The organism is Bradyrhizobium sp. BR 10289 (assembly GCF_019455385.1).
In the GTDB taxonomy this organism is placed as follows: Bacteria; Pseudomonadota; Alphaproteobacteria; order Rhizobiales; family Xanthobacteraceae; genus Bradyrhizobium.
Genome location: NZ_JACOFR010000011.1, coordinates 210,590 through 230,410 on the forward strand (window position 1 = coordinate 210,590; position 19,821 = coordinate 230,410).

At 64.7% G+C, this 19,821-nt stretch carries 25 protein-coding genes and 1 tRNA gene; 9 read left to right on the forward strand and 17 right to left on the reverse strand.

The features are described 5' to 3' along the window. Nucleotides 1–123: 123 nt before the first annotated feature. The 3 genes from HYH08_RS20140 to ygfZ are packed head-to-tail and all read right to left on the reverse strand — an operon-like array spanning nucleotide 124 to nucleotide 2,233. Nucleotides 124–738, reverse strand: a complete 615-nt coding sequence (locus tag HYH08_RS20140) for a YfbR-like 5'-deoxynucleotidase (RefSeq protein ID WP_220011548.1) — start codon at nucleotides 736–738, stop codon at nucleotides 124–126. Then, a complete protein-coding gene (locus HYH08_RS20145; protein WP_220011549.1) occupies nucleotides 735–1,361 on the reverse strand; it encodes a DNA-3-methyladenine glycosylase I in 627 nt (208 codons plus the stop codon). The genes HYH08_RS20140 and HYH08_RS20145 overlap by 4 nt, the downstream gene beginning before the upstream one ends. Further along, entirely contained in the window at nucleotides 1,358–2,233 is an 876-nt protein-coding gene (gene ygfZ / locus HYH08_RS20150; RefSeq protein WP_220011550.1) for a CAF17-like 4Fe-4S cluster assembly/insertion protein YgfZ, read from the reverse strand. The genes HYH08_RS20145 and ygfZ overlap by 4 nt, the downstream gene beginning before the upstream one ends. Before the next feature lie 97 nt (nucleotides 2,234–2,330). Between ygfZ and HYH08_RS20155 the strand changes: the two genes are divergently transcribed. Both HYH08_RS20155 and HYH08_RS20160 read left to right on the forward strand, forming a co-directional pair. Then, nucleotides 2,331–3,665, forward strand: coding sequence for a dihydroorotase (locus HYH08_RS20155; RefSeq protein WP_220011551.1), 1,335 nt, complete (start codon nucleotides 2,331–2,333; stop codon nucleotides 3,663–3,665). Between the two features lie 169 nt (nucleotides 3,666–3,834). Continuing rightward, nucleotides 3,835–4,704 carry a sulfurtransferase gene (locus HYH08_RS20160; RefSeq protein ID WP_220011552.1) on the forward strand — a complete coding sequence of 290 codons (870 nt, stop codon included), beginning with the start codon at nucleotides 3,835–3,837 and terminating at the stop codon, nucleotides 4,702–4,704. Nucleotides 4,705–4,716: 12 nt separating this feature from the next. On the opposite strand, the gene HYH08_RS20165 is transcribed toward HYH08_RS20160, so the two are convergent. The 4 genes from HYH08_RS20165 to HYH08_RS20180 form a co-directional block, all read right to left on the reverse strand. Continuing rightward, nucleotides 4,717–4,983: a hypothetical protein gene (locus HYH08_RS20165; RefSeq protein ID WP_028134933.1), complete on the reverse strand. Its 267-nt coding sequence runs from the start codon at nucleotides 4,981–4,983 to the stop codon at nucleotides 4,717–4,719. Nucleotides 4,984–5,248: 265 nt separating this feature from the next. Continuing rightward, nucleotides 5,249–5,626: a TIGR02301 family protein gene (locus HYH08_RS20170; RefSeq protein ID WP_220011553.1), complete on the reverse strand. Its 378-nt coding sequence runs from the start codon at nucleotides 5,624–5,626 to the stop codon at nucleotides 5,249–5,251. Between the two features lie 47 nt (nucleotides 5,627–5,673). After that, complete coding sequence (locus HYH08_RS20175; RefSeq protein ID WP_220011554.1) at nucleotides 5,674–6,108, reverse strand: NUDIX hydrolase; 435 nt, start codon at nucleotides 6,106–6,108, stop codon at nucleotides 5,674–5,676. A 4-nt stretch (nucleotides 6,109–6,112) separates the two neighbouring features. Next, entirely contained in the window at nucleotides 6,113–6,613 is a 501-nt protein-coding gene (locus HYH08_RS20180; RefSeq protein ID WP_220011555.1) for a hypothetical protein, read from the reverse strand. 63 nt (nucleotides 6,614–6,676) lie between these two features. Here HYH08_RS20180 and HYH08_RS20185 point away from each other — a divergent pair, with 63 nt between their 5' ends. Beyond that, nucleotides 6,677–7,441: an SOS response-associated peptidase gene (locus HYH08_RS20185; RefSeq protein WP_220011556.1), complete on the forward strand. Its 765-nt coding sequence runs from the start codon at nucleotides 6,677–6,679 to the stop codon at nucleotides 7,439–7,441. A 107-nt stretch (nucleotides 7,442–7,548) separates the two neighbouring features. Here HYH08_RS20185 and HYH08_RS20190 read toward each other — a convergent pair whose 3' ends face one another. From HYH08_RS20190 to HYH08_RS20215, 6 genes are all read right to left on the reverse strand, one after another. After that, a complete protein-coding gene (locus HYH08_RS20190) occupies nucleotides 7,549–8,742 on the reverse strand; it encodes a CaiB/BaiF CoA transferase family protein (RefSeq protein WP_220011557.1) in 1,194 nt (397 codons plus the stop codon). Nucleotides 8,743–8,775: 33 nt separating this feature from the next. Next, nucleotides 8,776–9,705, reverse strand: coding sequence for a glycine/sarcosine/betaine reductase selenoprotein B family protein (locus HYH08_RS20195; protein ID WP_220011558.1), 930 nt, complete (start codon nucleotides 9,703–9,705; stop codon nucleotides 8,776–8,778). Nucleotides 9,706–9,779: 74 nt separating this feature from the next. Then, on the reverse strand, nucleotides 9,780–10,361 hold the full coding sequence (locus tag HYH08_RS20200) for an NUDIX hydrolase (protein WP_220011559.1): 582 nt from the start codon (nucleotides 10,359–10,361) through the stop codon (nucleotides 9,780–9,782). 9 nt (nucleotides 10,362–10,370) lie between these two features. Further along, nucleotides 10,371–10,814 (reverse strand): GNAT family acetyltransferase, encoded by a 444-nt coding sequence (locus HYH08_RS20205; RefSeq protein ID WP_220011560.1) that lies wholly within the window; start codon nucleotides 10,812–10,814, stop codon nucleotides 10,371–10,373. Next, nucleotides 10,811–12,238 carry an FAD-binding oxidoreductase gene (locus HYH08_RS20210; protein ID WP_220011561.1) on the reverse strand — a complete coding sequence of 476 codons (1,428 nt, stop codon included), beginning with the start codon at nucleotides 12,236–12,238 and terminating at the stop codon, nucleotides 10,811–10,813. The genes HYH08_RS20205 and HYH08_RS20210 overlap by 4 nt, the downstream gene beginning before the upstream one ends. 17 nt (nucleotides 12,239–12,255) lie before the next feature. Next, complete coding sequence (locus tag HYH08_RS20215; protein WP_220011562.1) at nucleotides 12,256–13,245, reverse strand: L-threonylcarbamoyladenylate synthase; 990 nt, start codon at nucleotides 13,243–13,245, stop codon at nucleotides 12,256–12,258. Nucleotides 13,246–13,313: 68 nt separating this feature from the next. Here HYH08_RS20215 and HYH08_RS20220 point away from each other — a divergent pair. Continuing rightward, a tRNA-Pro gene (locus HYH08_RS20220) sits at nucleotides 13,314–13,390 on the forward strand. 472 nt (nucleotides 13,391–13,862) lie between these two features. Here HYH08_RS20220 and HYH08_RS20225 read toward each other — a convergent pair. Then, nucleotides 13,863–14,036, reverse strand: a complete 174-nt coding sequence (locus HYH08_RS20225) for a hypothetical protein (RefSeq protein ID WP_220011563.1) — start codon at nucleotides 14,034–14,036, stop codon at nucleotides 13,863–13,865. Between the two features lie 34 nt (nucleotides 14,037–14,070). On the opposite strand from HYH08_RS20225, the gene HYH08_RS20230 reads away from it, so the two are divergent. The 3 genes from HYH08_RS20230 to HYH08_RS20240 all read left to right on the forward strand — a co-directional run bounded on the left by HYH08_RS20230 (nucleotide 14,071) and on the right by HYH08_RS20240 (nucleotide 15,115). Continuing rightward, entirely contained in the window at nucleotides 14,071–14,280 is a 210-nt protein-coding gene (locus HYH08_RS20230) for a hypothetical protein (RefSeq protein WP_220011564.1), read from the forward strand. Between the two features lie 102 nt (nucleotides 14,281–14,382). Then, entirely contained in the window at nucleotides 14,383–14,679 is a 297-nt protein-coding gene (locus tag HYH08_RS20235) for a hypothetical protein (protein WP_220011565.1), read from the forward strand. Between the two features lie 85 nt (nucleotides 14,680–14,764). Beyond that, nucleotides 14,765–15,115 carry a hypothetical protein gene (locus tag HYH08_RS20240; RefSeq protein WP_228747956.1) on the forward strand — a complete coding sequence of 117 codons (351 nt, stop codon included), beginning with the start codon at nucleotides 14,765–14,767 and terminating at the stop codon, nucleotides 15,113–15,115. Here the strand turns inward: HYH08_RS20240 and HYH08_RS20245 are convergent. Next, complete coding sequence (locus tag HYH08_RS20245; protein ID WP_220011566.1) at nucleotides 15,099–16,199, reverse strand: DNA topoisomerase IB; 1,101 nt, start codon at nucleotides 16,197–16,199, stop codon at nucleotides 15,099–15,101. The genes HYH08_RS20240 and HYH08_RS20245 overlap by 17 nt on opposite strands. A 167-nt stretch (nucleotides 16,200–16,366) precedes the next feature. Between HYH08_RS20245 and HYH08_RS20250 the strand changes: the two genes are divergently transcribed. Then, nucleotides 16,367–17,401 carry a Bug family tripartite tricarboxylate transporter substrate binding protein gene (locus HYH08_RS20250; RefSeq protein ID WP_220011567.1) on the forward strand — a complete coding sequence of 345 codons (1,035 nt, stop codon included), beginning with the start codon at nucleotides 16,367–16,369 and terminating at the stop codon, nucleotides 17,399–17,401. A gap of 26 nt (nucleotides 17,402–17,427) precedes the next feature. Here the strand turns inward: HYH08_RS20250 and HYH08_RS20255 are convergent, their stop codons facing one another. Both HYH08_RS20255 and HYH08_RS20260 read right to left on the reverse strand, forming a co-directional pair. Continuing rightward, complete coding sequence (locus HYH08_RS20255; protein WP_220011568.1) at nucleotides 17,428–17,754, reverse strand: hypothetical protein; 327 nt, start codon at nucleotides 17,752–17,754, stop codon at nucleotides 17,428–17,430. A gap of 201 nt (nucleotides 17,755–17,955) precedes the next feature. Continuing rightward, nucleotides 17,956–18,180, reverse strand: a complete 225-nt coding sequence (locus HYH08_RS20260) for a hypothetical protein (protein ID WP_220011569.1) — start codon at nucleotides 18,178–18,180, stop codon at nucleotides 17,956–17,958. Nucleotides 18,181–18,428: 248 nt separating this feature from the next. Between HYH08_RS20260 and HYH08_RS20265 the strand changes: the two genes are divergently transcribed. Beyond that, nucleotides 18,429–19,382 carry an N-carbamoyl-D-amino-acid hydrolase gene (locus HYH08_RS20265; protein ID WP_220011570.1) on the forward strand — a complete coding sequence of 318 codons (954 nt, stop codon included), beginning with the start codon at nucleotides 18,429–18,431 and terminating at the stop codon, nucleotides 19,380–19,382. The last annotated feature ends 439 nt before the right edge of the window (nucleotides 19,383–19,821 follow it).

Here is a 19,821-nt window from a genome sequence, read left to right on the forward strand (position 1 = left end):
ACCTTTTTGGCGATTATAGCCGGTGCCGTAGGGTGGGCAAAGCGAAGCGTGCCCACCATTTCTTGCGCTGCCGCCAGAGAACGTGGGCACGGCGCAAGTGCGCCTTTGCCCACCCTCCCGCACCTACGCAAACACCGCGCCAAACCGCTCCAGAAACTGCTTCTCCGCCCGCGCCGCGGTCCAGGGTGTGAGATAGTCGCGCCGGACGCTGTCGGAGAGGCCGGGATCCTTGCCGAACAGTCGCTTGGCCTCGCTCTCGCTGAAGCCAGCCAGCTCGGTCGCCTCGAGATAGGCCGCGCCGCGATCGGCGGCCTTGATCGCCTGCGTGATCTCGTCCGGCAGCACCGGCGGCAGGCCGAAGCGGATGTGGATGGCGCCGAGCAGGCGCTTCTCGACCGCCTTGTAATGGCCGTCGAGCACGGCCTTGAACGGCGAGATCATGTCGCCGATGACATATTCGGGTGCATCATGCAGCAGGGCCGCGAGCCGGACCCGCGTGTCGACGCGCGGGTTCTCGTGCCGCATCACGGTCTCCACCAGCAGCGTGTGCTGCGCGACCGAGAAGATATGCGCGCCGGTGGTTTGCCCGTTCCAGCGCGCAACCCGCGCAAGGCCATGCGCGATGTCGGCGATCTCGACGTCGAGCGGGGAGGGATCGAGCAGATCGAGGCGCCGGCCCGACAGCATGCGCTGCCAGGCGCGGGACTCCGCGGCGCGTGACGTCTTCTTGGCGCTCATTTGGCCTTGAGACGCGGCTTACGCTGCAGCTTGCTGCAGGTGGCGTGGCAGTGGCAGTCGACGAGATGATCGTTGACCATGCCGGTCGCCTGCATGAAGGCGTAGACGATGGTCGGACCGACGAATTTGAAGCCGCGCGAGGACAGCTCCTTCGAGATCTGCACCGACAAAGGCGTCGAGGCCGGCACGCTCGCGGTGGTCTTGAAGTTGTTGACCTTCGGCTTTCCGCCCATGAAGTCCCACAGCAGCTTCGAGAAGCCCGGGCCCTTCTCCATGATGTCGAGATAGGACTTCGCGCTCAAAATCGTGCCCTCGATCTTGGCGCGGTTGCGCACGATGCCGGCATCGTTCATCAGCGCATGCACTTTCTTGTCGGTATAGCGCGCGATCTTCTCCGGCCGGAAATCGTCGAACGCTTTGCGGAAATTGTCGCGCTTGCGCAAAATCGTGATCCAGGAGAGGCCGGCCTGAAAGCCGTCGAGGATCAGCTTTTCAAAGAGCGCGCGGTCGTCATATTCAGGCACGCCCCATTCGGTGTCGTGATAGGCGACATAGAGCGGATCTTCGCCAGGCCAGGGGCAGCGGGTCTTTCCGTCGGGATGCAGGCGGGCGGCACGGCTCATGTGGTGGGCTGCTTCAAGGGAATACGAACGACTTCGGGTTCGGCGAGCCGTAGCGTGATGCCGCCGGCGCTGAGCGGCTGATTGGCGTCGAGCGCGTCGGCGACTCGGTCGATCCGCACCAGCGCGATGCCTTTGCCGTCGGCGGACGAGCCCATCGTGCCGACGGATTTGTCGCCGGCCATGACGCTGGCGCCGGCCTCGGGCGAGGGCCCCTCGAGCAGCACCTTGACGCTGCGCGTGCGCGCGGTGCCGCGATGCTGCATGCGCGAGACGACCTCCTGACCGACATAGCAACCCTTGTCGAAGTCGACGCCGGCAAGGCGGTCCATGTTGGTCTCGTGCGGGAACGCATCGCTATACGTGAAATCGAGTCCGCCGCGGGGCACGCCGAGTGCGATGCGATGCGCTTCGTAATCGGCCGCATCGACCAGCTCCGCGCCGATCAGGTCGGACAACTTCTGCTTGAGATCCTCGGGGATCAGGATGCGGGTGCCGAGCTCGGCGTTGCGCGGGTCGGTGAAGGCAAGGTCCGGCTGTGCTGCAAGCTCGCCGCCCCAGGCTGCGAGCACGCCGAGATCGAGGTTTTCCACAGTGACCTTGGCGCGCAGCTTGTAGAATTTCAGCTTGGTGGCGAGGCCTTCGGCCAGCGCTTTCGGGCAGTCGATCAGGAACCCGCCGCCATGGCCCGCGGGCACTTCCGTGATCAGGAAATCCGCGATGATCTTGCCCTGCGGCGTCAGCAGCGCGCCGAAACGGCCGAGGCCCGGCTTGAGCCTGTCGACATCGGTCGTGATGAGGCCGTTGAGGAAGTTGCGCGCGTCCTCGCCCGCGACCTTGATCACGCCCCGATCGGGAAGAAACGCTGATTTCATGCGAAAATCTCTTGCGACATGTGGCTTCCGAACGTAAGCCCGCAAGGCGTAAACGACAAGACCTCGAGCCCTGCGCCCTGAGGATGAGAGAGGCCCCATGACCCAGCGTTTCGATGTGATCCTCAAAGGCGGCACCGTCGTCAACCAAGACGGCGAGGGTGTTCGCGATATCGGCATCGCCAACGGCCGGATTGCCGAGCTGGGTCCGTTGTCGCAAGCCTCCGCGGCTGAAGTGATCGACTGCAAGGGCCTGCACATTCTGCCCGGGGTGATGGACACGCAGGTGCATTTCCGTGAGCCCGGGCTGGAGCAGAAGGAAGACCTCGAGACCGGCTCGCGCAGCGCCGTGATGGGCGGCGTCACCGCCGTGTTCGAGATGCCGAACACCTCGCCGCTCACGGTGACGGAAGCCACCTTCTCCGACAAGGTGAAGCGCGCGCATCACCGCATGCATTGCGATTTCGCCTTCTTCATCGGCGGCACCCGCGAGAACGTGCAGGACCTGCCGGTGCTGGAACGCGCGCCGGGTTGCGCGGGCGTGAAAGTGTTCATCGGCTCGTCCACCGGCGCGCTGCTGGTGGAGGACGACGAGAGCCTGCGCCGCATCTTCCAGGTGATCCGCCGCCGCGCCGCCTTCCACGCCGAGGACGAGTACCGCCTCAACGAGCGCAAGCCGCTGCGCATCGAGGGCGACGCGCGCTCCCATCCGGTCTGGCGCGACGAGACCGCGGCGCTGATGGCGACGCAGCGTCTGGTCAAGCTCGCGCACGAGACCGGAAAACGCATCCACGTGCTGCACATCTCGACCAAGGAAGAGATCGAGTTTTTGCGCGACCACAAGGACGTTGCTTCCTGCGAGGCGACACCGCATCATCTGACGCTGGTGGCGCCCGACTGCTACGAGCGGCTCGGCACGCTGGCGCAGATGAACCCGCCGGTGCGCGGCGCCGATCATCGCGCCGGCATCTGGCGCGGCATCGAGCAGGGCATCGTCGACGTGCTCGGCTCCGATCACGCCCCCCATACGCTCGAAGAGAAGCAGAAGACCTATCCGGCCTCGCCCTCGGGCATGACTGGCGTGCAGACGCTGGTGCCGCTGATGCTCGATCACGTCAATGCGGGTCGGCTGACGCTGGCTCGTTTCGTCGATCTCACCAGCGCCGGTCCCGCGCGCCTCTACAACATGGCCTGCAAGGGCCGCATCGCCGCCGGCTACGATGCCGATTTTACCATCGTCGATCTCAAGCGCAGCGAGACCATCACCAACAAATGGGTGGCCTCCAAGGCCGGCTGGACGCCCTATGACGGCGTCCGCGTCACCGGCTGGCCCGTCGGCACCTTCATCCGCGGCCGCCGCGTGATGTGGCAGGGCGAGTTGGTGACGGCCTCGCAGGGCGAGCCAGTGCGGTTCCTGGAGACGCTGAAGCAGTAGGGGCGCGGTCTGCCGTCTCGCTCCGCTGTCATGCCCCGCGCAGGCGGAGCATCCAGTACTCCGCGGCGAGAGTTGGCTGATACAACTCCGGCCTCTGGATACTGGATTGCCCGCCTTCGCGGGCAATGACAGTGTGCCGTGAAGCGCCAGCTTAGATTGGGAGAGTCCGATGTCCCAGCCAACTGCCCTCATCACCACCGAGCAACTCGCCGCCATTCTGGGCGATCCCGACCTCCGCCTCTACGATTGCACGACCTACAACGAGCCGGTGCCGCCGGGGAGCGATGTGCCCTATCGCGCCGTCCCTGGCGACAAGACCTTCGCAGCCGGCCACATTCCCGGCGCCGATTTCCTCGATCTGCAGGGCGAGTTCTCCGACGCTTCCGCGCAGCAATTCTTCATGATGCCCGCCGTCGCCCAGCTCGAAGCCGCGTTCGGCCGCCACGGCGCCGATGCATCCAAGACCATCGTGCTCTACAGCATCGGCACCATGATGTGGTCGACGCGGTTCTGGTGGATGCTGCGCTCGCTGGGTGTCGATGCGCGCGTTCTCGACGGCGGTCTCGACAAATGGAAGGAAGAGAGACGCCCGATCGAGACGGGCGCGCCGAAGAGCTATCCGGCCACGACCTTCAAGGCCTCACCGCGCGCGGGCTTGTTCGTCGACAAGACCATTGTGAAGGCGCGGATCGGCGATCCCTCGACCGTGATCGTCAACGCGCTGGGGCCACAATTTCATCAGGGTCTCGAGCCGAGCCGCTACGGCCGGCCCGGCCGCGTGCCCGGCAGCGTCAACGTTCCTGCGGCGACGCTCGCCAGGTCCGACAAGACGCTGACGAGCCTTGCGGATGCCGAAGCGAAATTCGCCGCCCAGGGCGTCACGCGCGACAAGACCGTGATCTGCTATTGCGGCGGCGGCATCTCCGCAACGATCGACCTGCTCATGCTGACGCAGCTCGGCTACGACAAGCTGACGCTGTACGACGCCTCGATGGGGGAGTGGGCGAGAGACCCGTCGCTGCCGATCGAAACGGATTAGGCGTCGAAGCGTTTACTGCCGGCAGATGTCGACGGAGAATTCGCCGTTGCGGATGCGGCCCGGAAAACCCTCGACGAACTTCGCCACCGCGTCCTCGCCATAGGTGCCGACGAGCTCGGCAAAGGCCGCAAACAGGCTCGCCTGCGCCAGGCAGTCGCCGTCGACGCCGTCATGGCGCGCTTCGGCCCAGGCCTCGTTGAGATAGCTTAGTGCGGCCTGCTTCTGCTCGTGATCGGGCAGCGGCGCGCGGGCGGGGGCGTAGGAAATCGGCTGGCTCATGAAACTCGATCAGGGCTGGGGCGCGATCCACGGCGATGCGCTGCAGATGAGGTGTAGCACGCGCGTTAACGACCGCTAGGCCACATCTTTAAGAACGGTTAACGGCTGTGAACAAAGACGATGACAGGGTTCCCGTCACGCGTCCGCACCTGTCATTCCGGGGCGCGACGAAGTCGTGAGCCCGGAATCCATTGGGCCTCAGAGACGGTGGACCAATGGATTCCGGGCTCTCGCTTCGCGAGCCCCGGAATGACGTGGAGAGAGCTCAGTTCGCGTAACGCGCCGTGAGATCCCGCGAGATCTTCGAGCCTTCCTCGATGTAGCGGCGGATCGCCACCGTCGCCGCCGGCGTGCAGCTCCGGTAGGTCTGCTGAAAGCCGTTATAGCCGCGGTTGAAGCCGGCGATCATGCGGGTGCGGCGCTCGCCGGAGGGGGTTTCGGCATCGATCAGCGCCTGCATCTCGCTGCGCCATTTGTTGCCCTCGTTGGAGCCGCAGATGCCGCGCAGATAGTGCAGGCCGCCGAGGATCTCCGCCAGCCGCTGCAAATCGCCGTCAAACGGCGCCGCCACGTCCTGGGCCCTCGCGGGCGTGGAAGCGCAGGCGAGAATGAGAGCAAAAATGGCCAGAAATCGCGTGGACATCGGCGGGGTGTATGCCCGCTCAGGACTAATGACGCAAGGCAGGATGGTCAGGGGCCGACCAGCCGGTGGGCCGACTGGATGATCTCCTCCAGCCCCCCGGTCAGCTTGAGGTCGCCGAGGTCCGCCAGGGCGTCCGGGGCGATCCAGCGGTAATCGTCGAGCTCGTCGTTCAGGGCCGGTTCCCGGGCCGCCCAGCGGGCGGCAAAGGACATGATCAGGTAATGGCCGGCGCCGGGGGCGGCCGGCAGCACCTCGCGCCAGCCGGCCAGGCCCACGATGTCGATCCCGAGCCCGGTCTCCTCGTCGACCTCGCGCTTGAGGGCCTGGTGCAGCGATTCGCCGAACTCGACCCGGCCGCCGGGCAGTGAATAGAAGCCTTTGGCAGGGGAGCGGGCGCGGCGGGTCAGCAGCACCTTGCCGTCGCGGAAAATCGCGGCACTGACCGCGATCTGGGGACGGGTGGGCTGGACGACGGACGCCACGGCGTCAATTCGCCATGATGGTGTCGACGTCGGCTTCCGCACCGCCATTGATGATGCCGCCGCAGGCTGCGATCAGCGGCTTGACCCAGGCCGTGGCCTGCTCGGCCAGCCGAACGCGGGTGGTGTCCTTCTCGACCTCCCGCATGGCCGAGCCGACGGCGGTCAGGATCGAGGTCATGGTGTCGGTGATGTGGTCGAACTGGGCGCGTACGGTCGGATCGGCCTTTTCATAGGCCTCGATGGCGAGATCGCGTGCCTTGAAATTGGACGCCGTAAAATGCTCGGCATAGGACAGCGGCGACCAGGTCAGAAAGTCTTCCGCGCATTCAGGCATGTCGGGCACCATTTCCAGCAGCATCACGGCTTCATTGAAATGGTTGAGATAGTCGGTGGCAAGCCCGGTCCGCGGGTTGATATTGGCCACGCGCAGCCGTTCCGCCCAGGCCGCAGCCTCGGGGCCCGTCTGTACATGCGCCCGCGCGGGTTGGGAGGCCATTGAGCTCATCTGCCGCAGTGTTAGCGTTTGGGGTTAAAAGGACCTGAACGGACCCTATATTGTCGCCCAAGCATGTGTGGACGCTTCGTCATAACGTCAGCCCCCGAGGCTTTACGGCAACTGTTCGGCTATATCGAGCAGCCGAATTTCCCGCCACGGTACAATGTCGCCCCGACGCAACCGATTCCGGTCGTACTGGTCGAGAACGGCGCGCGCCATTTCCGCCTGATGCGCTGGGGCCTGTTGCCGAGCTGGGTGAAGGATCCCCGCGGATTTACAATCCTGATCAACGCCCGCTCGGAGACGGTGCTGGAGAAGCCCGCGTTCAAGAAGGCGATCCGGCGGCGGCGCGGCCTGATCCCGGCCGACGGCTATTACGAATGGAAGTCGGAGGGCGGCCGCAAGCAGCCGTTCTTCATCCACCGCGCCGACGGCGGGCCGCTCGGGTTTGGCGCGGTGTTCGAGACCTGGGTCGGGCCGAACGGCGAGGAGCTCGACACGGTCGCGATCGTCACGGCGGCTGCGGGCGAGGACCTCGCGAGCTTGCATGACCGCGTGCCGGTCACGATCAGCCCGCGCGATTTCGAGCGATGGCTCGATATCAGGGGCGATGAGGTCGATGCGATCCTGCCGCTGATGACGGCGCCGCGCCCCGGCGAATTCGTCTGGCACCCGGTCTCCACCCGCGTCAATCGGGTGGCCAATGATGACGATCAGCTCGTGCTGCCGATCAGCGCGGAACAGATGGGAGCGGAAGCCGAGGCCGCAAAGCCCAAGAAGGCGGTGCGGAAGGTTGCGGCTGCGTCATCAGATGACGGGCAGGGGTCGTTGTTCTAGCGTGGTGCCGTAGGGTGGGCAAAGCGAAGCGTGCCCACGATTGTGCGCGAAGGCTACAGGTGTGGGCACGGCGCGTTGCGCCTTTGCCCACCCTACGGCAACGGAGTTTAAACGATCTCCTTTGCCCTTAACTCAGCGATCTCCGCCGCGTCGAACCCCAGCTCGCCCAGCACCGCATCCGTATCTGCGCCGAGCTCCGGCGCCATCCGGTCGAGCTTGCCGCCGCCATGGGCGAGCTTGAAGCCGCTGCCGGCAAAGCGCAGGCGGCCGTATTTCGTGTCCAGCTCCTGGATCGCGCCGCGGGCCTTGATCTGGGGATGATCGATGACCTCCTCGACCTTCCAGATGCTGGCGCAGGGCGCGCCGGCATCTTCCAGAACCGTCTCCCATTCGCGCGCCGGCCGTTTCGCGAGTGCCTCCTCGATGATGGCGCGCAGCGCGGGCTCGTTCTCGTTGCGGGCAAACCAGTCGGCGAAGCGCGGGTCGCTCAGCGTGTCCTCGCGGCCGAGCGCCGACATCAGCGCGCGATATTGCTTCTCGTTGTTGACGGCGAGCAGGATGTGGCCGTCGCCGCATTTGAACAAATTCGCCGTGGTCCTGCGGCTTACCGCCTGGTTGCCCGACAGCTGCTGGCGATGGCCGGCGACCGACCAATCCGCGATCTGCCCCGAGAGAAACGCCATCGTCGCCTCCAGCATGGAGACGTCGACGAGCTGTCCCTTGCCGGTGCGGTCGCGCTGGTAGAGCGCGCTCGACACGCCGAACGCGGCCGTGGCGCCCGAAAGCACGTCGCACACCGCAAAGCCCGCGCGGGTGGGCCCCGTCTCGGGATGGCCGGTGATCGCCATGATGCCTGACAGCGCCTGCATCTTGCCGTCATAGCCGGGCCGCAGGCGGTCCGGGCCGGTCTGGCCGAAGCCCGACACCGCGCAATAGATCAGCTTTGGATTGATCGCGGAGAGGGCTTCATAGCCGATACCGAGCTTGTCCATCACGCCCGGGCGAAAATTCTCCATGACGACGTCGACGGTCGCGGCGAGCTTCTTCACGATCGCGATGGCGTCGGGCTTTTGCAGATCGAGCGTCAGGCTGCGCTTGTTGCCGTTGATGGCCTGGAACGCCGGTGCGAGGCCGCGTTCGGCCCATTCGCGCGACAGCGGCGTGCGGCGCATGTCCTCGCCCTCGCGCCGCTCGACCTTGATGACGTCGGCGCCCAGCAGCGCGAGCTGATAGCTGGCGTAGGGACCGGCCAGCACTTGCGTGAAATCCAGGATCTTCACGCCCTCGAATGGTCGCGTCACGTCTCACTCCCTTGTTGTTGTTATCGGAGGACGTCAGGCAGCGCGGTTGCCGCGCGCGATCTCCTTCTGCTTGTCGAATTCGGCGCGGCGGCGCGCCAGCTCTTCCGGCGACAGCTGCGCGACATTGTTGTAGTCGAGCTTCCAGGACGCATCCGCGCTCCAGCGCAGCGGCGACTGCATCGTGGTCTGCGGGCCGCTCGCGGTCTCCAGCACGCGAAGCGCGAGCTCCAGCGTCTGCGCCTGCGAGGCCGTGTCATGCGGCTTGCCGGCGGAATTGCCGAGCGGGAAGTCCGAGAACAGGAAACGCGGCACGGCGGCGTGCTCGATGATGTCCTTGGCGCAGCCCATGATTACGGTCGGGATGCCGTTGGCCTCGAGATGCCGCGCCACGAGCGCGGTGGTCTGGTGGCAGACCGGGCAGTTCGGCACCAGCACCGCGACGTCGACCTTGTCGGCAACGCAGCGTGCTAAAATCTCCGGCGCGTCGGTGTCGAGCGTGACGCGATGGCTGCGATTCGTCGGCGCGCCGAAGAAGCGCGGGGCGACTTCGCCGATGCGCCCCGCTGTCGAAGCCTTCAGCAGCTGCGGCAGCGGAAACCAGGTGCCGCTGTCGGTGGCGCTGGTGTGTTTGCGGTCATAGCCGATATGCGAGATGCGCAAATCGTGCTGCTTCGACGTGTCGCCGTCATAGACCTGGTAAAACTTCGCGCTGCCGTTATATGCCGCGCCCGGCCCCTGGTCGCCCTTGGTGGGGTCGTATTGCGCAGCGGTGGTGATGATGGTGACGCGCGACTGCGCCAGCGGCTTCTTCAGCGGCTGAAACGGCGCCTCGGTGTAATGCGCCCAGCGATACGCAGTCGTGTAGCCGATCGCCGCGTAATAATCGCGCGTGCGCTGCATATAGGGAACGGGGGAATCATAGTCGGGCGCAAAGCCGAAATCGTCGTCGCGCGGAGCGGACATGGGCGCGTCTCCTAGGTTCTTGTAGACGACAGACTAAAGATAGTTGCGGCCTTGCTCAACGGGGAGGTCGGCACTTATCTGAAAATATGCAGCGCTGCGTATTGCAGCAGCATGATCGCCTTGCCATCGATGATGCGGCCGTCGGCGATCATTGCGAGCGCCTCGTCGATGGAAAGCTCCATCACCTCGATCTCCTCGCCCTCGTGCGCGAGGCCGCCGCCGTCGCTGACCCGCATCGAAGGCTCGTACTCGGCGACGAAGAAATGCAGTTTTTCCGTCACCGAGCCGGGGCTCATGAAGGCCTCGAACACTTTTTCGACGTGGTGCAGGCGATAGCCGGTTTCTTCCTCGGCCTCGGCGCGGATGCGCAGCTCGGGCTCGGCGTTGTCAAGCACACCGGCGGCCGCTTCGATCAGGAGATCGTCATAGCCGCGGATGAACGCCGGCAGGCGAAACTGCTTCACCAGGATCACGCTGCGCTGCGCACGATTGTACGGCAGGATGGCGGCGGCATTGTCACGCTCATAAGTCTCGCGGTGCTGCGTCTGCCACTCGCCATTGGCGCGGCGGTATTCGAACGTCGTGTTCTTCAGCGTGGTCCAGCCGTCCGAGAGCACGCGGACGTCCTTGATGCGGACGCGGTCGGAAATGGTCATGGCTGGATCTCAATTGCTTGGCGTCGTATCGCGGCCGTCGAGCCATTTCTGGAACATCACCGACGTCGATTCCTCGAAGCCGAGCGACTGATAGAACGCATTCGCCTTGGCGTTCTCGCGGCGGACCAGCAGCTGCAGCTTGGCGATGCCGGCCCTGCGCAGCCAGTCTTCAGCCGCCGCCATGATGACGCGGCCATAGCCGCGCTTCTGGCAATCCGGATCGACCGCGACGTAATAGACCCAGCCGCGATGGCCGTCATGGCCGACCATCACGGTCGCGACGATCGCGCCATTGTCGCGGCCGATCAGCACGGTGGAATTGTCGCGCCGCCGCGCCAGCGCGATGTCGGCATGGGGATCGTTCCATGGCCGCGTCAGGCCGCAGCGCTGCCACAGCGCGACCACCGGCTCCACATCGGCATCCCCGATCGCCTCGATTGCAAGTACGCTCACAGCACCTTCCCCGGATTCATGATGCCGTGCGGATCGAGCATCGCCTTGATCGAGCGCATCAGCTCGATGGCGGTCTTGTCCTTGACGTCAGGCAGCTCGTCGCGCTTGAGCACGCCGATGCCGTGCTCGGCCGAGATCGAGCCGCCCATGCGCAGCACGATCTCGAACACCACGGCGTTCATCTCGTGCCAGCGCGCGAGGTAATCCGCGGTGTTGGCGCCGATCGGCTGGCTGACATTGTAATGCAGATTGCCGTCGCCGAGATGGCCGAACGGCACCGGCCGCGCGCCGGGGATCAGCTTCACGACGGCAGCGTTGGCTTCCGCGATGAATTCAGGCACGGCGGCAACCGGCACCGAGATATCGTGCTTGATCGAGCCGCCCTCGGGCTTCTGTGCCGACGACATCTCCTCGCGCAGCTTCCAGAAATTGTTGCGCTGGGAAAGGCTCGACGCGATCACGGCATCGTCGACGATCTCTTCCTCCATGGCGCGGCCCAAAATCGTCTCCAGCGGCGTGCGGGCATCGTCGCCCGGCGAGGACAATTCCATCAGCACGTACCAGGGATGCTTCTCGGCTAGCGGATCGCGCACGTCGATGCCGTGACGGACCGAAAAATCGACCGCCATCTCCGAGAGCAGCTCGAAGCTCGTCAACGTATTGGCGGCTTCGCTCTGCGCGATCGTCAGCAGCTTCAAGGCCGCCGCCGGCGATTTCAGCCCGACATAGGCGGTCTCGACCGCCCGCGGCTTCGGAAACAGTTTCAATGTCGCAGCGGTAATGATGCCGAGCGTGCCTTCCGCGCCGATGAAGAGGTTGTGCAGATTGTAGCCGGTATTGTCCTTCTTCAGCTTCGAGAGCACGTTGAGCACGCGTCCGTCGGCGAGCACCACTTCCAGCCCCAGCGCCATCTCGCGCGCGACGCCATAGGCGAGCGCGGCGGTGCCGCCGGCATTGGTCGAGAGGTTGCCGCCGATGGTGCAGCTTCCCTCCGCGCCCAGCGAGAGCGGAAATAGCCGGTCCACGTCGGACGCCTTCTGCTGCGCGATCTGCAGCACGACGCCGGCCTCACACGTCATGGTGTTGGAGGCGGTGTCGACCTCGCGGATCTTGTCCAGCCGCCGCAGCGACACCACGACCTCGCCATTATGCGGCGTCTGGCCGCCGACGAGGCCGGTGTTGCCGCCCTGCGGCACCAGCGCAATTTTGTGCGCGGAGGCGAGCTTGCATATTGCTGAGACTTCCGCCGTTGAGCCCGGACGCAGCACCAGCGGCGAGCGGCCGTGGAACAGATTGCGCTCCTCGGTGAGGTACGTCTCCATATCGGCCGCATCGGTGATCGCGTGCTTGTCCCCGACGATCTTGCGGAATTGCTCGATCAGCTCGGGCGCAAGTGGAGGGGTGGCAGGCTTGTTGATGTTCATCGTCTCGTCTCTACTCTTTATCGCGCAACAGCCGCGCGCCGCAGCCTGTCGTTGATCGCTTCGCCCAAGCCTTCTTCGGGAATCGCCATCACCGCGATCGCCTTTGGCGCTTTTGCATCCAGGCTGCGAAGATAGCCGAACAGATTGGCGGCGGCTTCATCGAGATCAGCCGCGGGCGACAAATTCATGACGGCAGCGGCGGCCTCGAGCCCCGGCAGGCGCGCAGGCCCGAACGCCAGCAGCGCCTCATCAGGCGCAACGTCCTGTGCGCGCAGCCGCACATTTGCGCGCGGCGCGTAATGCGAGGCCAGCATGCCCGGCGCCAGCGGCTGGCTGTCGTCGCTCTCGGGCTCGACCGGCGGCCGCGCCAGCGGCGCGCCCAGCACCGCCTCGATCCGCTCCCGCGACAGCCCGCCGGGCCGCAGCAGCATCGGCGCCTCGAAGCAGCCGACAATGGTCGATTCCACACCGACCGCAACCGGCCCGCCGTCGACGATCAGGTCGATCCGCCCGGAAAGATCGCTCTCGACATGCGCGGCCAGCGTCGGCGAGACGTGGCCGGAGATGTTGGCGGACGGCGCCACCACCGCCCCGCCAAAGGCGCGCAGGATCGCTTCCGCCACCGGATGGGCGGGAATGCGGATCGCGACCGTGTCGAGCCCCGCGGTGGCGAGGTCCGACACCGGGCAACCCTCTGTCTTCGGCACCACCAGCGTCAGCGGCCCCGGCCAGAACGCTTGCGCAAGGGCCAGTGCCCGCGCGTCGAACCGCCCGATGGCCTGCGCGGCGGCAAGGTCCGGGACATGCGCGATCAGCGGATTGAAGGCTGGCCGCCCTTTGGCGCTGTAGATATGGGCAACCGCCGTCGCATTGGCGGCGTCCGCGCCGAGCCCGTAGACCGTCTCGGTGGGGAACGCGACCAGCCCGCCCGCAGCGAGGGTCCGGGCCGCGGCCTCGGCGGCCGCGCTGCCTGCCGGTAAAACCAGTGTTTCAAGACCCGTTTTCACAGGGACAAAATTCCTCATATCGCCCGCTTGCGGTGCGCCAAGCCCGACGCTATAAGCCGGCCTCTTGTCGGAGTGTGGCTCAGCCCGGTAGAGCACTGCGTTCGGGACGCAGGGGTCGCAGGTTCGAATCCTGCCACTCCGACCATTCTTCCAAAAGTCGACGTTTTCCTAGAGGCTTGGCGGACCGGCCGCCGGCGCCTCAGGTCTCCCTTTTGCAACGATTTTCCGGACGGGTCCACGGCCGATTTGGCCCTCGCAGGGCGGCTTGTTCCGGTGGCATGGCTTGGCATTCGGCCATAGGCCTATCGGCGCCGCATGCTGGTCGAGTGTCTCGAGGATATGGGGCTGACCGGAAATAGCCGGATACGGGGTGATGCAGGCAGCTCGCGCCTTGTTCAACTCGGTCTCTTCCCAAGCTCGAGCTGGCCGATCAATGATGTGCTCGATGGTCGAAGGGGTGAATGGCCGAGAGGCTGAGAGAACGCGGCACGATCTGCCGTAGCAGTTCGGAAGGTGGGTAGAGAGCAGCGAAACCCATCACTTACTTCTCCGCTCCTGCATGAAAGTTGATGTCATAGGCCTGCCTATCCCACAGTGCCTTCGTCAGGCGTCAGGCGTCAGGCGTCAGGCGTTGCGCTGGAGGCCTGCGTGCTGCTGACCGGGTCGGATGCGGGGAAAGTGTCCTTGAGACCTTTGTCCAGCTCATCGTCACGCTTTGTGTCCTGCTTCACGCTCTGCTTCGGGTCCTCGGCGTGCTTGTCCGGCGGCGCCGGATTGAATTTTTCGGTCATGATGTGCTCCTTCGAGGTCCGAACGCAGACGGCCATGGCGCGTTCCTCCAGGAACCATCCTCGCGTCGCGGCTTTTGTGTTGAAGGAGGACGTCATGCACGCGCGAGAACAAAAGATTGCGGAACGCTCAACGGAAGCACACCAAGCGGCGCCCCGCGGAGGCGTCTTGGTGATGCTGCTCCTGAGTCTGGCACTTGCCGCCGTGATCATGGTCGCGATCTGGACCTTCTTCTTTCATCCCTGAATCGACCAGCGATGCGATCGCGTTCTCGCAACCGTCGATCATCCCGGATAGGAACCTCAGCCTGCGCCACCGGTTGACGCCCGCATCGTGAAAGGAGCGGGCATGGAATGCACCCTTATCGCCGAATTCGATAATCGCCGCGCGGCGGAGCTTGCAGTCGAGCACGTGGTGCAAGAATACGGCGTTCCGAGGGGCGACGTGTTCGTGCAGCCGACTGGCTCCAATAACACTGCTGGCGAGAGGCCTGTCGGTGCCGACGCGAAGGCTGTGCCCGAACCGGAGCGCGGCGCCAAGCTCGAGGGGCCTATCGAGGTATCGGTCAACTTCCATGGTGACGATACGCATCGCCTCGTCGACGCGCTCAAGTCTGCCGGTGCCAAGACTGTCCGGACCAAATAGAGGGTCCTGAGCAGTGCTCGTGACTAGCCATTCCTTATCAGGCATGTTCTTCACGGCGGCCAAGAGCAAGCGCATCCTTTAATTCATGGCCGGCATCAAGCATCCCGTGACGCCGGACCGGCGCTACTTCGTCGTGAAGGGAAAGCTGTGGCGCCTCAGCGATCCCGACCTTGAGCCACGTGAAAAGGCGCGTCTGGTCAAAGAGCTCATGGATGCGCGACGCGCCGTCAAGGCGGCAAAAGGTGTCGGGGACCGGGACGCGGAGCTCGAAGCTCATCGGCGGGTAGATGAGGCGAAGCGCCGCTTGGGCGAGCGAGGGCCAGTCTGGTGGGACGACGGCGCCCCGGATTTCAACCGGCACCTGGTGAAGAACTCGCCATACGCGGATTGGTATTCGAAGCAGCGGTCTGACTGCTCCTCTAAGCGGCGGGCTTGAGGGCCCGCAGACGCTTGTGGAGAAAGGCCAGAACCATGATCTCGTCCGGGCTGAGTTCGGCGTATTGCTGCTTGAACTTGCGGGCAATCCTCGCGTCAAGCATCTTCACCAGATCGCCGGACATGTAGGCGTTGAAAATCTCCGGGTGCACGTAGCTTTTTCGGCAAATGGCGGGAGTGTTGCCGAGTTGCTTGGCGACGTTTTCGATGGCCGCGACGACATTGCGTTTGGCCTCTGCCGCGCTGTCGTATTTCTTGAACTCCGACAGCGCGAGCGCCGCCAGGATGGTACCGGCCCAGGTGCGGAAGTCCTTCGCGGTGAAGTCTTCTCCTGTGACATCCTTGATGTAGCCGTTGACGTCGCCGGAATCCACAGTCCGTGAGGTACCGTCGCCGTCCAGATACTTGAAGAGCTCGTGCCCGGGAATCTCGGCGCAGCGCTTCACGATGGCTGCAATCCGCTTATCTTCCACCTGGAGCTTCCATTGTTTGCCGGACTTGCCGGTGAAGTCGAAGCGCAGCACGCCTCTGCCGATTTCCACGTGCTTGCGTCGCATCGTCGTCAGGCCGTACGACTTGTTCTTCTCGGCGTACTCCGCGTTGCCGACGCGTATGAGTGTTTTCTCCAGCAGGCTCACGATCGTTGCCAGTACCTTTTCGCGAGGGAGGCCGTCCCGCGTCATGTCTGAGGCGACGCGGGCGCGCAGCGCCGGCAAAGCCTGCGCGAATTGCATGATATGCTCGTACTTGTTCTGCTCCCGTAGCTCGCGCCACTTCGGATGGTACCTGTACTGCTTGCGACCCCGGGCATCGAGGCCCGTCGCCTGTATGTGGCCGTTGGCGGACGGGCAGATCCAGACGGATTCGTAGGCCGGCGGGATGCCGATCGACTTGATGCGGCGAATAATCGCTTTGTCGGTGATGCGTTTGCCATCCTTGTCGTAGTAGGCAAATGACGTACCGGCGCGCTTGCGAGTGTAGCCCGCTGCAGCGTCGCTCACGTAGCGCAGGCCTTCCTCCGCGATGGCGGCCGCGACGTTGCCCGTCCGGTCGAATATTTCTCCGTCCTTGCCTTCGCGCAGCATGCCGCACTTCCTCTCCGGTCGACCTTGCTGATGCGAGGTTTCACTAGAAGAAAGTTGCACGCAGCGTTTGGTTCCGCGTGCCAGCAATCCGCTCGGTCATCGTCAGCCGCCTATGGCGTAAACGTCCCGCGGCAGACCGGTTGCCATTCCGTCAGCTTGCCGGCTAAATGCGCAAACACCCGATCGGCAAGATCGGCCAAAAACAAGAAACAGGGCTGGAAATCATGAACAGGAAGATTGTCGCGCTCGTGGCTGCGTTTGGCTTGGCTGCCTGCTGTAGCCCGGCATGGGCCGCATGGCCCGAAGACAAGCCCATCGAGGTCGTGGTGGGCTTTGCGCCAGGCGGCGGCACCGATGTGATGGCGCGCAAGCTGCTTCCCTTCGTCGAGCGTGCGCTGGGCGGCAAGGCGAAATTCGTCGTGCTGAACAAGCCCGGCGCCGGCGGCGAGATCGCTTTCATGTCGATCGCGCGCGGGGCGCCCGACGGCCATGCGATCGGCGTCGTCAACGTCCCCGGCTACAACTTCCTGCCGATGACCCGCAAAACCCAATACAGCACGGACGACATCCGGCTGGTCGCGCGCGTCGTCGAAGATCCGAACGTCGTCGTGGTGCCCGCGGACAGCAAATTCAGCAATCTTGCGGATGTCGTTGCCGCGCTGCGCGACAAGCCTGGCTCGGTGACCTTTGGTCACAATGGCGCCGGCACCAACGGTCATCTGGCCATTCGCATGCTCGGGGCTGCCGCGAAGGTCGAGCCCAACGAAATCTCCTACCGGGGAACAGCCGCACAGCGGACCGATCTCTTGGGCGGGCATCTGGACATCGGGATGATCACTCTCAGCGAGATTCCCGAATTGCATGGCACCAACAAGGGGCCGCTACGCGTCATCGCGATCCTGTCGAAGAAGCGCTTTGCATCGCTGCCCGAGGTTCCGACGGCGGAGGAGGCGGGCTTTCCGGTAGTAACGACGGCCGAGCGTGGCTTTGCGGTCCCGAAAGGCGTTCCGGACGACATCGTCAGGAGGCTGGAAGCCGGGATCGAAGAGGGCCTGCGCAATCCCGAGTACCTCTCGGGTTCACCCGGGGATGAGCCGGTGATCGCCTTCTTGCCGGGCGCGGAGTGGCAGAAACACCTCGACGCCATGTCAGAGGCCCTGCGTCCTTTCGCCGAGCAGATGCGGGCGGCAGAACAGAAGTAATCCCGTCGTGCGCAGCCGTGGCCTGGCTACCGCCGCGCCACCAGCACGCCGATCAGAAACGCCACCACCAGAGACGGCAGCGGGGCTTCGCGCACCATGCCGCGGAGGATCTCCGGCCAGTGCTGCTCCGGCACGAGTCTTGGAGACTTGACCTCGGCCACCGGCGTCATGCCCCAGTCGGAGGCAAGCTCGCTGATCTCACTCGCCGCCAGGCGCACGCCATCACGGATGCGGAAGATCGCAGCCTCCGCGCGCTCGCGCGGCGACAACAGCATCACCGTCGAGACCGCCGTGCGCAGCGTCATCTCGCCAAAGCCCTGCAGTCTCACCGACTCCTCGGGATCGGACGTCATGCGAAATCCTCACAGCGCAAAATGGCGCGCGATGGTGAAGGCGGCCGTCGCGCAAATGACCAGCGTGGAAACCGCGCCGGCCACGCCGCGCGCCAGATGAGCTCGCGTCAGGTGCCTGGTCATGAGTCTGCTCCATGCTCAGCATGGAAATGGCGGCGCGCGCGGTTGGTTCCTTGGGCAAGGATGATTGCCCGGCCCCGGCTACTTCCGCAGCAGCTCGCTCAACGCCGCTGTCGCCTCGGCGCAGCGGATGTCGTCGATCTCGCGCGACAGCCTGAGCGCGCTCGATCTGAGCTCGTCGAGCTTCCAGCTCTGCGGGTTCTGGCCTTCGAGCTGGCTCAGTCGCTTGTTCAGATCGTCCAGTCTCGATTGGAGCTGCCCGATGCTGGCGGCCCCATTTACTTTCCAAACGCGTTGTGCACGCATCGTAAGATCCCCTGTCGTCTCACGGCGTTGTGAGAGCGGTTCATGGCCGGAATGGGAGTTTCTCTTGTCCGGCTTCAGACCGTAGGGAACCGTTGCAGATCGGCAACGATGGTTCCCCGATCGACGGCGCAACGCGCCCCGTCCTTGCGCGGTGGCCGATACAGGCGCGGAATCTGCATGGGTTATTTGGGCAGTGCGCCGCGCGATAGCGTGCGGCGACGCCGCATGCAGATGTGAAGGACAGATTCGTGGCGAGATTTGTAAATGTGGCAGCCGGCCAGCTTGGCCCGATTGCGCGATCCGAGACGCGAACCGAGGTCGTGGCGCGGCTGATGGCGTTGATGCGCCAGGCGCACGCGAACGGTTGCGACCTGATCGTCTATCCGGAGCTGGCGCTGACGACGTTCTTCCCACGCTGGTACTTTGAGGACCAGGCCGAGATCGACAGCTTCTTCGAGCGCGAAATGCCGGGGCCGGAGACAAAACGCCTGTTCGATCTCGGCCGCGAGCTCGGCATCGGATTCTATCTCGGCTATGCCGAGCTGACCGTCGAGGACAGCATCGTCAGGCGCTACAACACCTCCATTCTCGTCGACAGGAGCGGCGCGATCGTCCTGAGATATCGCAAGGTCCATCTGCCCGGCCATGCCGAGCACGAACCGTGGCGCAAATTCCAGCATCTGGAGAAGCGCTATTTTGAGCCTGGCTCTGGCTTCGGCGTGACCAATGCCTTCGGCGGCGTGATGGGCATGGCGATCTGCAACGATCGCCGCTGGAGCGAGACCTACCGGGTGATGGGTTTGCAAGGCGTCGAGATGGTGATGATCGGCTACAACACGCCGGTGCACAATCCGCCCGCACCCGAACATGACGATCTCTCGCTGTTCCACAATCATCTGGTGATGCAGTCCGGCGCTTATCAGAACGGCACCTTCGTGGTCGGCGTCGCCAAGGCGGGCGTGGAAGAGGGCGTCGACCATATCGGCGGCAGCTGCATCATCGCGCCCTCGGGCGAGATCATCGCGCGCTGCACGACCAAGGGCGACGAGATCGCGCTGGCGCGCTGCGATCTCGATCTCTGCCATTCCTACAAGCGCACGACCTTCAATTTCGACATCCACCGCCAGCCGCGGGCCTACGGGATGATCGTCGAGCGGAAGGGTGTGACCACGATGGCGGATGGGACGGCGGTGAAGCGGTGAGCGTGGCTTCGTAGCCCGGATGGAGCGAAGCGCAATCCGGGGCTGCTCGCCCCGCATTTGGTACCGTCCCGGATTGCGCGCTGCGCTCCATCCGGGCTACGGGTGCCCAAATTTGCCCGACGGGCAAGACACCCAGGATGCTGTCAATCCGCCTCGCCAAAAATATTCCTCTTTACCGAAATTCGGATTTGTCGTATGGATTGCGCATCCCGGCTCGATCTTGAGGGGCGATCGCGCGTCGTCACGTATCGCGGACTGGGTTGCGGTGGACGCGGCAGCGTCGGCACGAGGGTTGCGGGCAGGGCGGGTAGTCCCCGTGAGCTCGTAAACGCGTGCGGACGAACGGCGCTGTCAGGTTCGTCTCGTCTGTAAGTTTCCGGCTCTGGCAACAGGGTCGGGAATACTGCGGGCCAAGGCGGACCGTGCGTACGGCAAAACC

Excerpts from the sequence above, each read along its gene's own strand:
- HYH08_RS20260 (WP_220011569.1), bottom strand. The coding sequence starts at position 18,180 with ATGCGTGCACAACGCGTTTGGAAAGTAAATGGGGCCGCCAGCATCGGG.
- HYH08_RS20145 (WP_220011549.1), bottom strand. The coding sequence starts at position 1,361 with ATGAGCCGTGCCGCCCGCCTGCATCCCGACGGAAAGACCCGCTGCCCC.
- HYH08_RS20235 (WP_220011565.1), top strand. The coding sequence starts at position 14,383 with ATGGAATGCACCCTTATCGCCGAATTCGATAATCGCCGCGCGGCGGAG.
- ygfZ (WP_220011550.1), bottom strand. The coding sequence starts at position 2,233 with ATGAAATCAGCGTTTCTTCCCGATCGGGGCGTGATCAAGGTCGCGGGC.
- HYH08_RS20160 (WP_220011552.1), top strand. The coding sequence starts at position 3,835 with ATGTCCCAGCCAACTGCCCTCATCACCACCGAGCAACTCGCCGCCATT.
- HYH08_RS20170 (WP_220011553.1), bottom strand. The coding sequence starts at position 5,626 with ATGTCCACGCGATTTCTGGCCATTTTTGCTCTCATTCTCGCCTGCGCT.
- HYH08_RS20255 (WP_220011568.1), bottom strand. The coding sequence starts at position 17,754 with ATGACGTCCGATCCCGAGGAGTCGGTGAGACTGCAGGGCTTTGGCGAG.
- HYH08_RS20165 (WP_028134933.1), bottom strand. The coding sequence starts at position 4,983 with ATGAGCCAGCCGATTTCCTACGCCCCCGCCCGCGCGCCGCTGCCCGAT.
- HYH08_RS20155 (WP_220011551.1), top strand. The coding sequence starts at position 2,331 with ATGACCCAGCGTTTCGATGTGATCCTCAAAGGCGGCACCGTCGTCAAC.
- HYH08_RS20200 (WP_220011559.1), bottom strand. The coding sequence starts at position 10,361 with ATGACCATTTCCGACCGCGTCCGCATCAAGGACGTCCGCGTGCTCTCG.
- HYH08_RS20210 (WP_220011561.1), bottom strand. The coding sequence starts at position 12,238 with ATGAACATCAACAAGCCTGCCACCCCTCCACTTGCGCCCGAGCTGATC.
- HYH08_RS20225 (WP_220011563.1), bottom strand. The coding sequence starts at position 14,036 with ATGACCGAAAAATTCAATCCGGCGCCGCCGGACAAGCACGCCGAGGAC.
- HYH08_RS20230 (WP_220011564.1), top strand. The coding sequence starts at position 14,071 with ATGGCGCGTTCCTCCAGGAACCATCCTCGCGTCGCGGCTTTTGTGTTG.
- HYH08_RS20180 (WP_220011555.1), bottom strand. The coding sequence starts at position 6,613 with ATGAGCTCAATGGCCTCCCAACCCGCGCGGGCGCATGTACAGACGGGC.
- HYH08_RS20185 (WP_220011556.1), top strand. The coding sequence starts at position 6,677 with ATGTGTGGACGCTTCGTCATAACGTCAGCCCCCGAGGCTTTACGGCAA.
- HYH08_RS20245 (WP_220011566.1), bottom strand. The coding sequence starts at position 16,199 with ATGCTGCGCGAAGGCAAGGACGGAGAAATATTCGACCGGACGGGCAAC.
- HYH08_RS20195 (WP_220011558.1), bottom strand. The coding sequence starts at position 9,705 with ATGTCCGCTCCGCGCGACGACGATTTCGGCTTTGCGCCCGACTATGAT.
- HYH08_RS20240 (WP_228747956.1), top strand. The coding sequence starts at position 14,765 with ATGGCCGGCATCAAGCATCCCGTGACGCCGGACCGGCGCTACTTCGTC.
- HYH08_RS20140 (WP_220011548.1), bottom strand. The coding sequence starts at position 738 with ATGAGCGCCAAGAAGACGTCACGCGCCGCGGAGTCCCGCGCCTGGCAG.
- HYH08_RS20250 (WP_220011567.1), top strand. The coding sequence starts at position 16,367 with ATGCGCAAACACCCGATCGGCAAGATCGGCCAAAAACAAGAAACAGGG.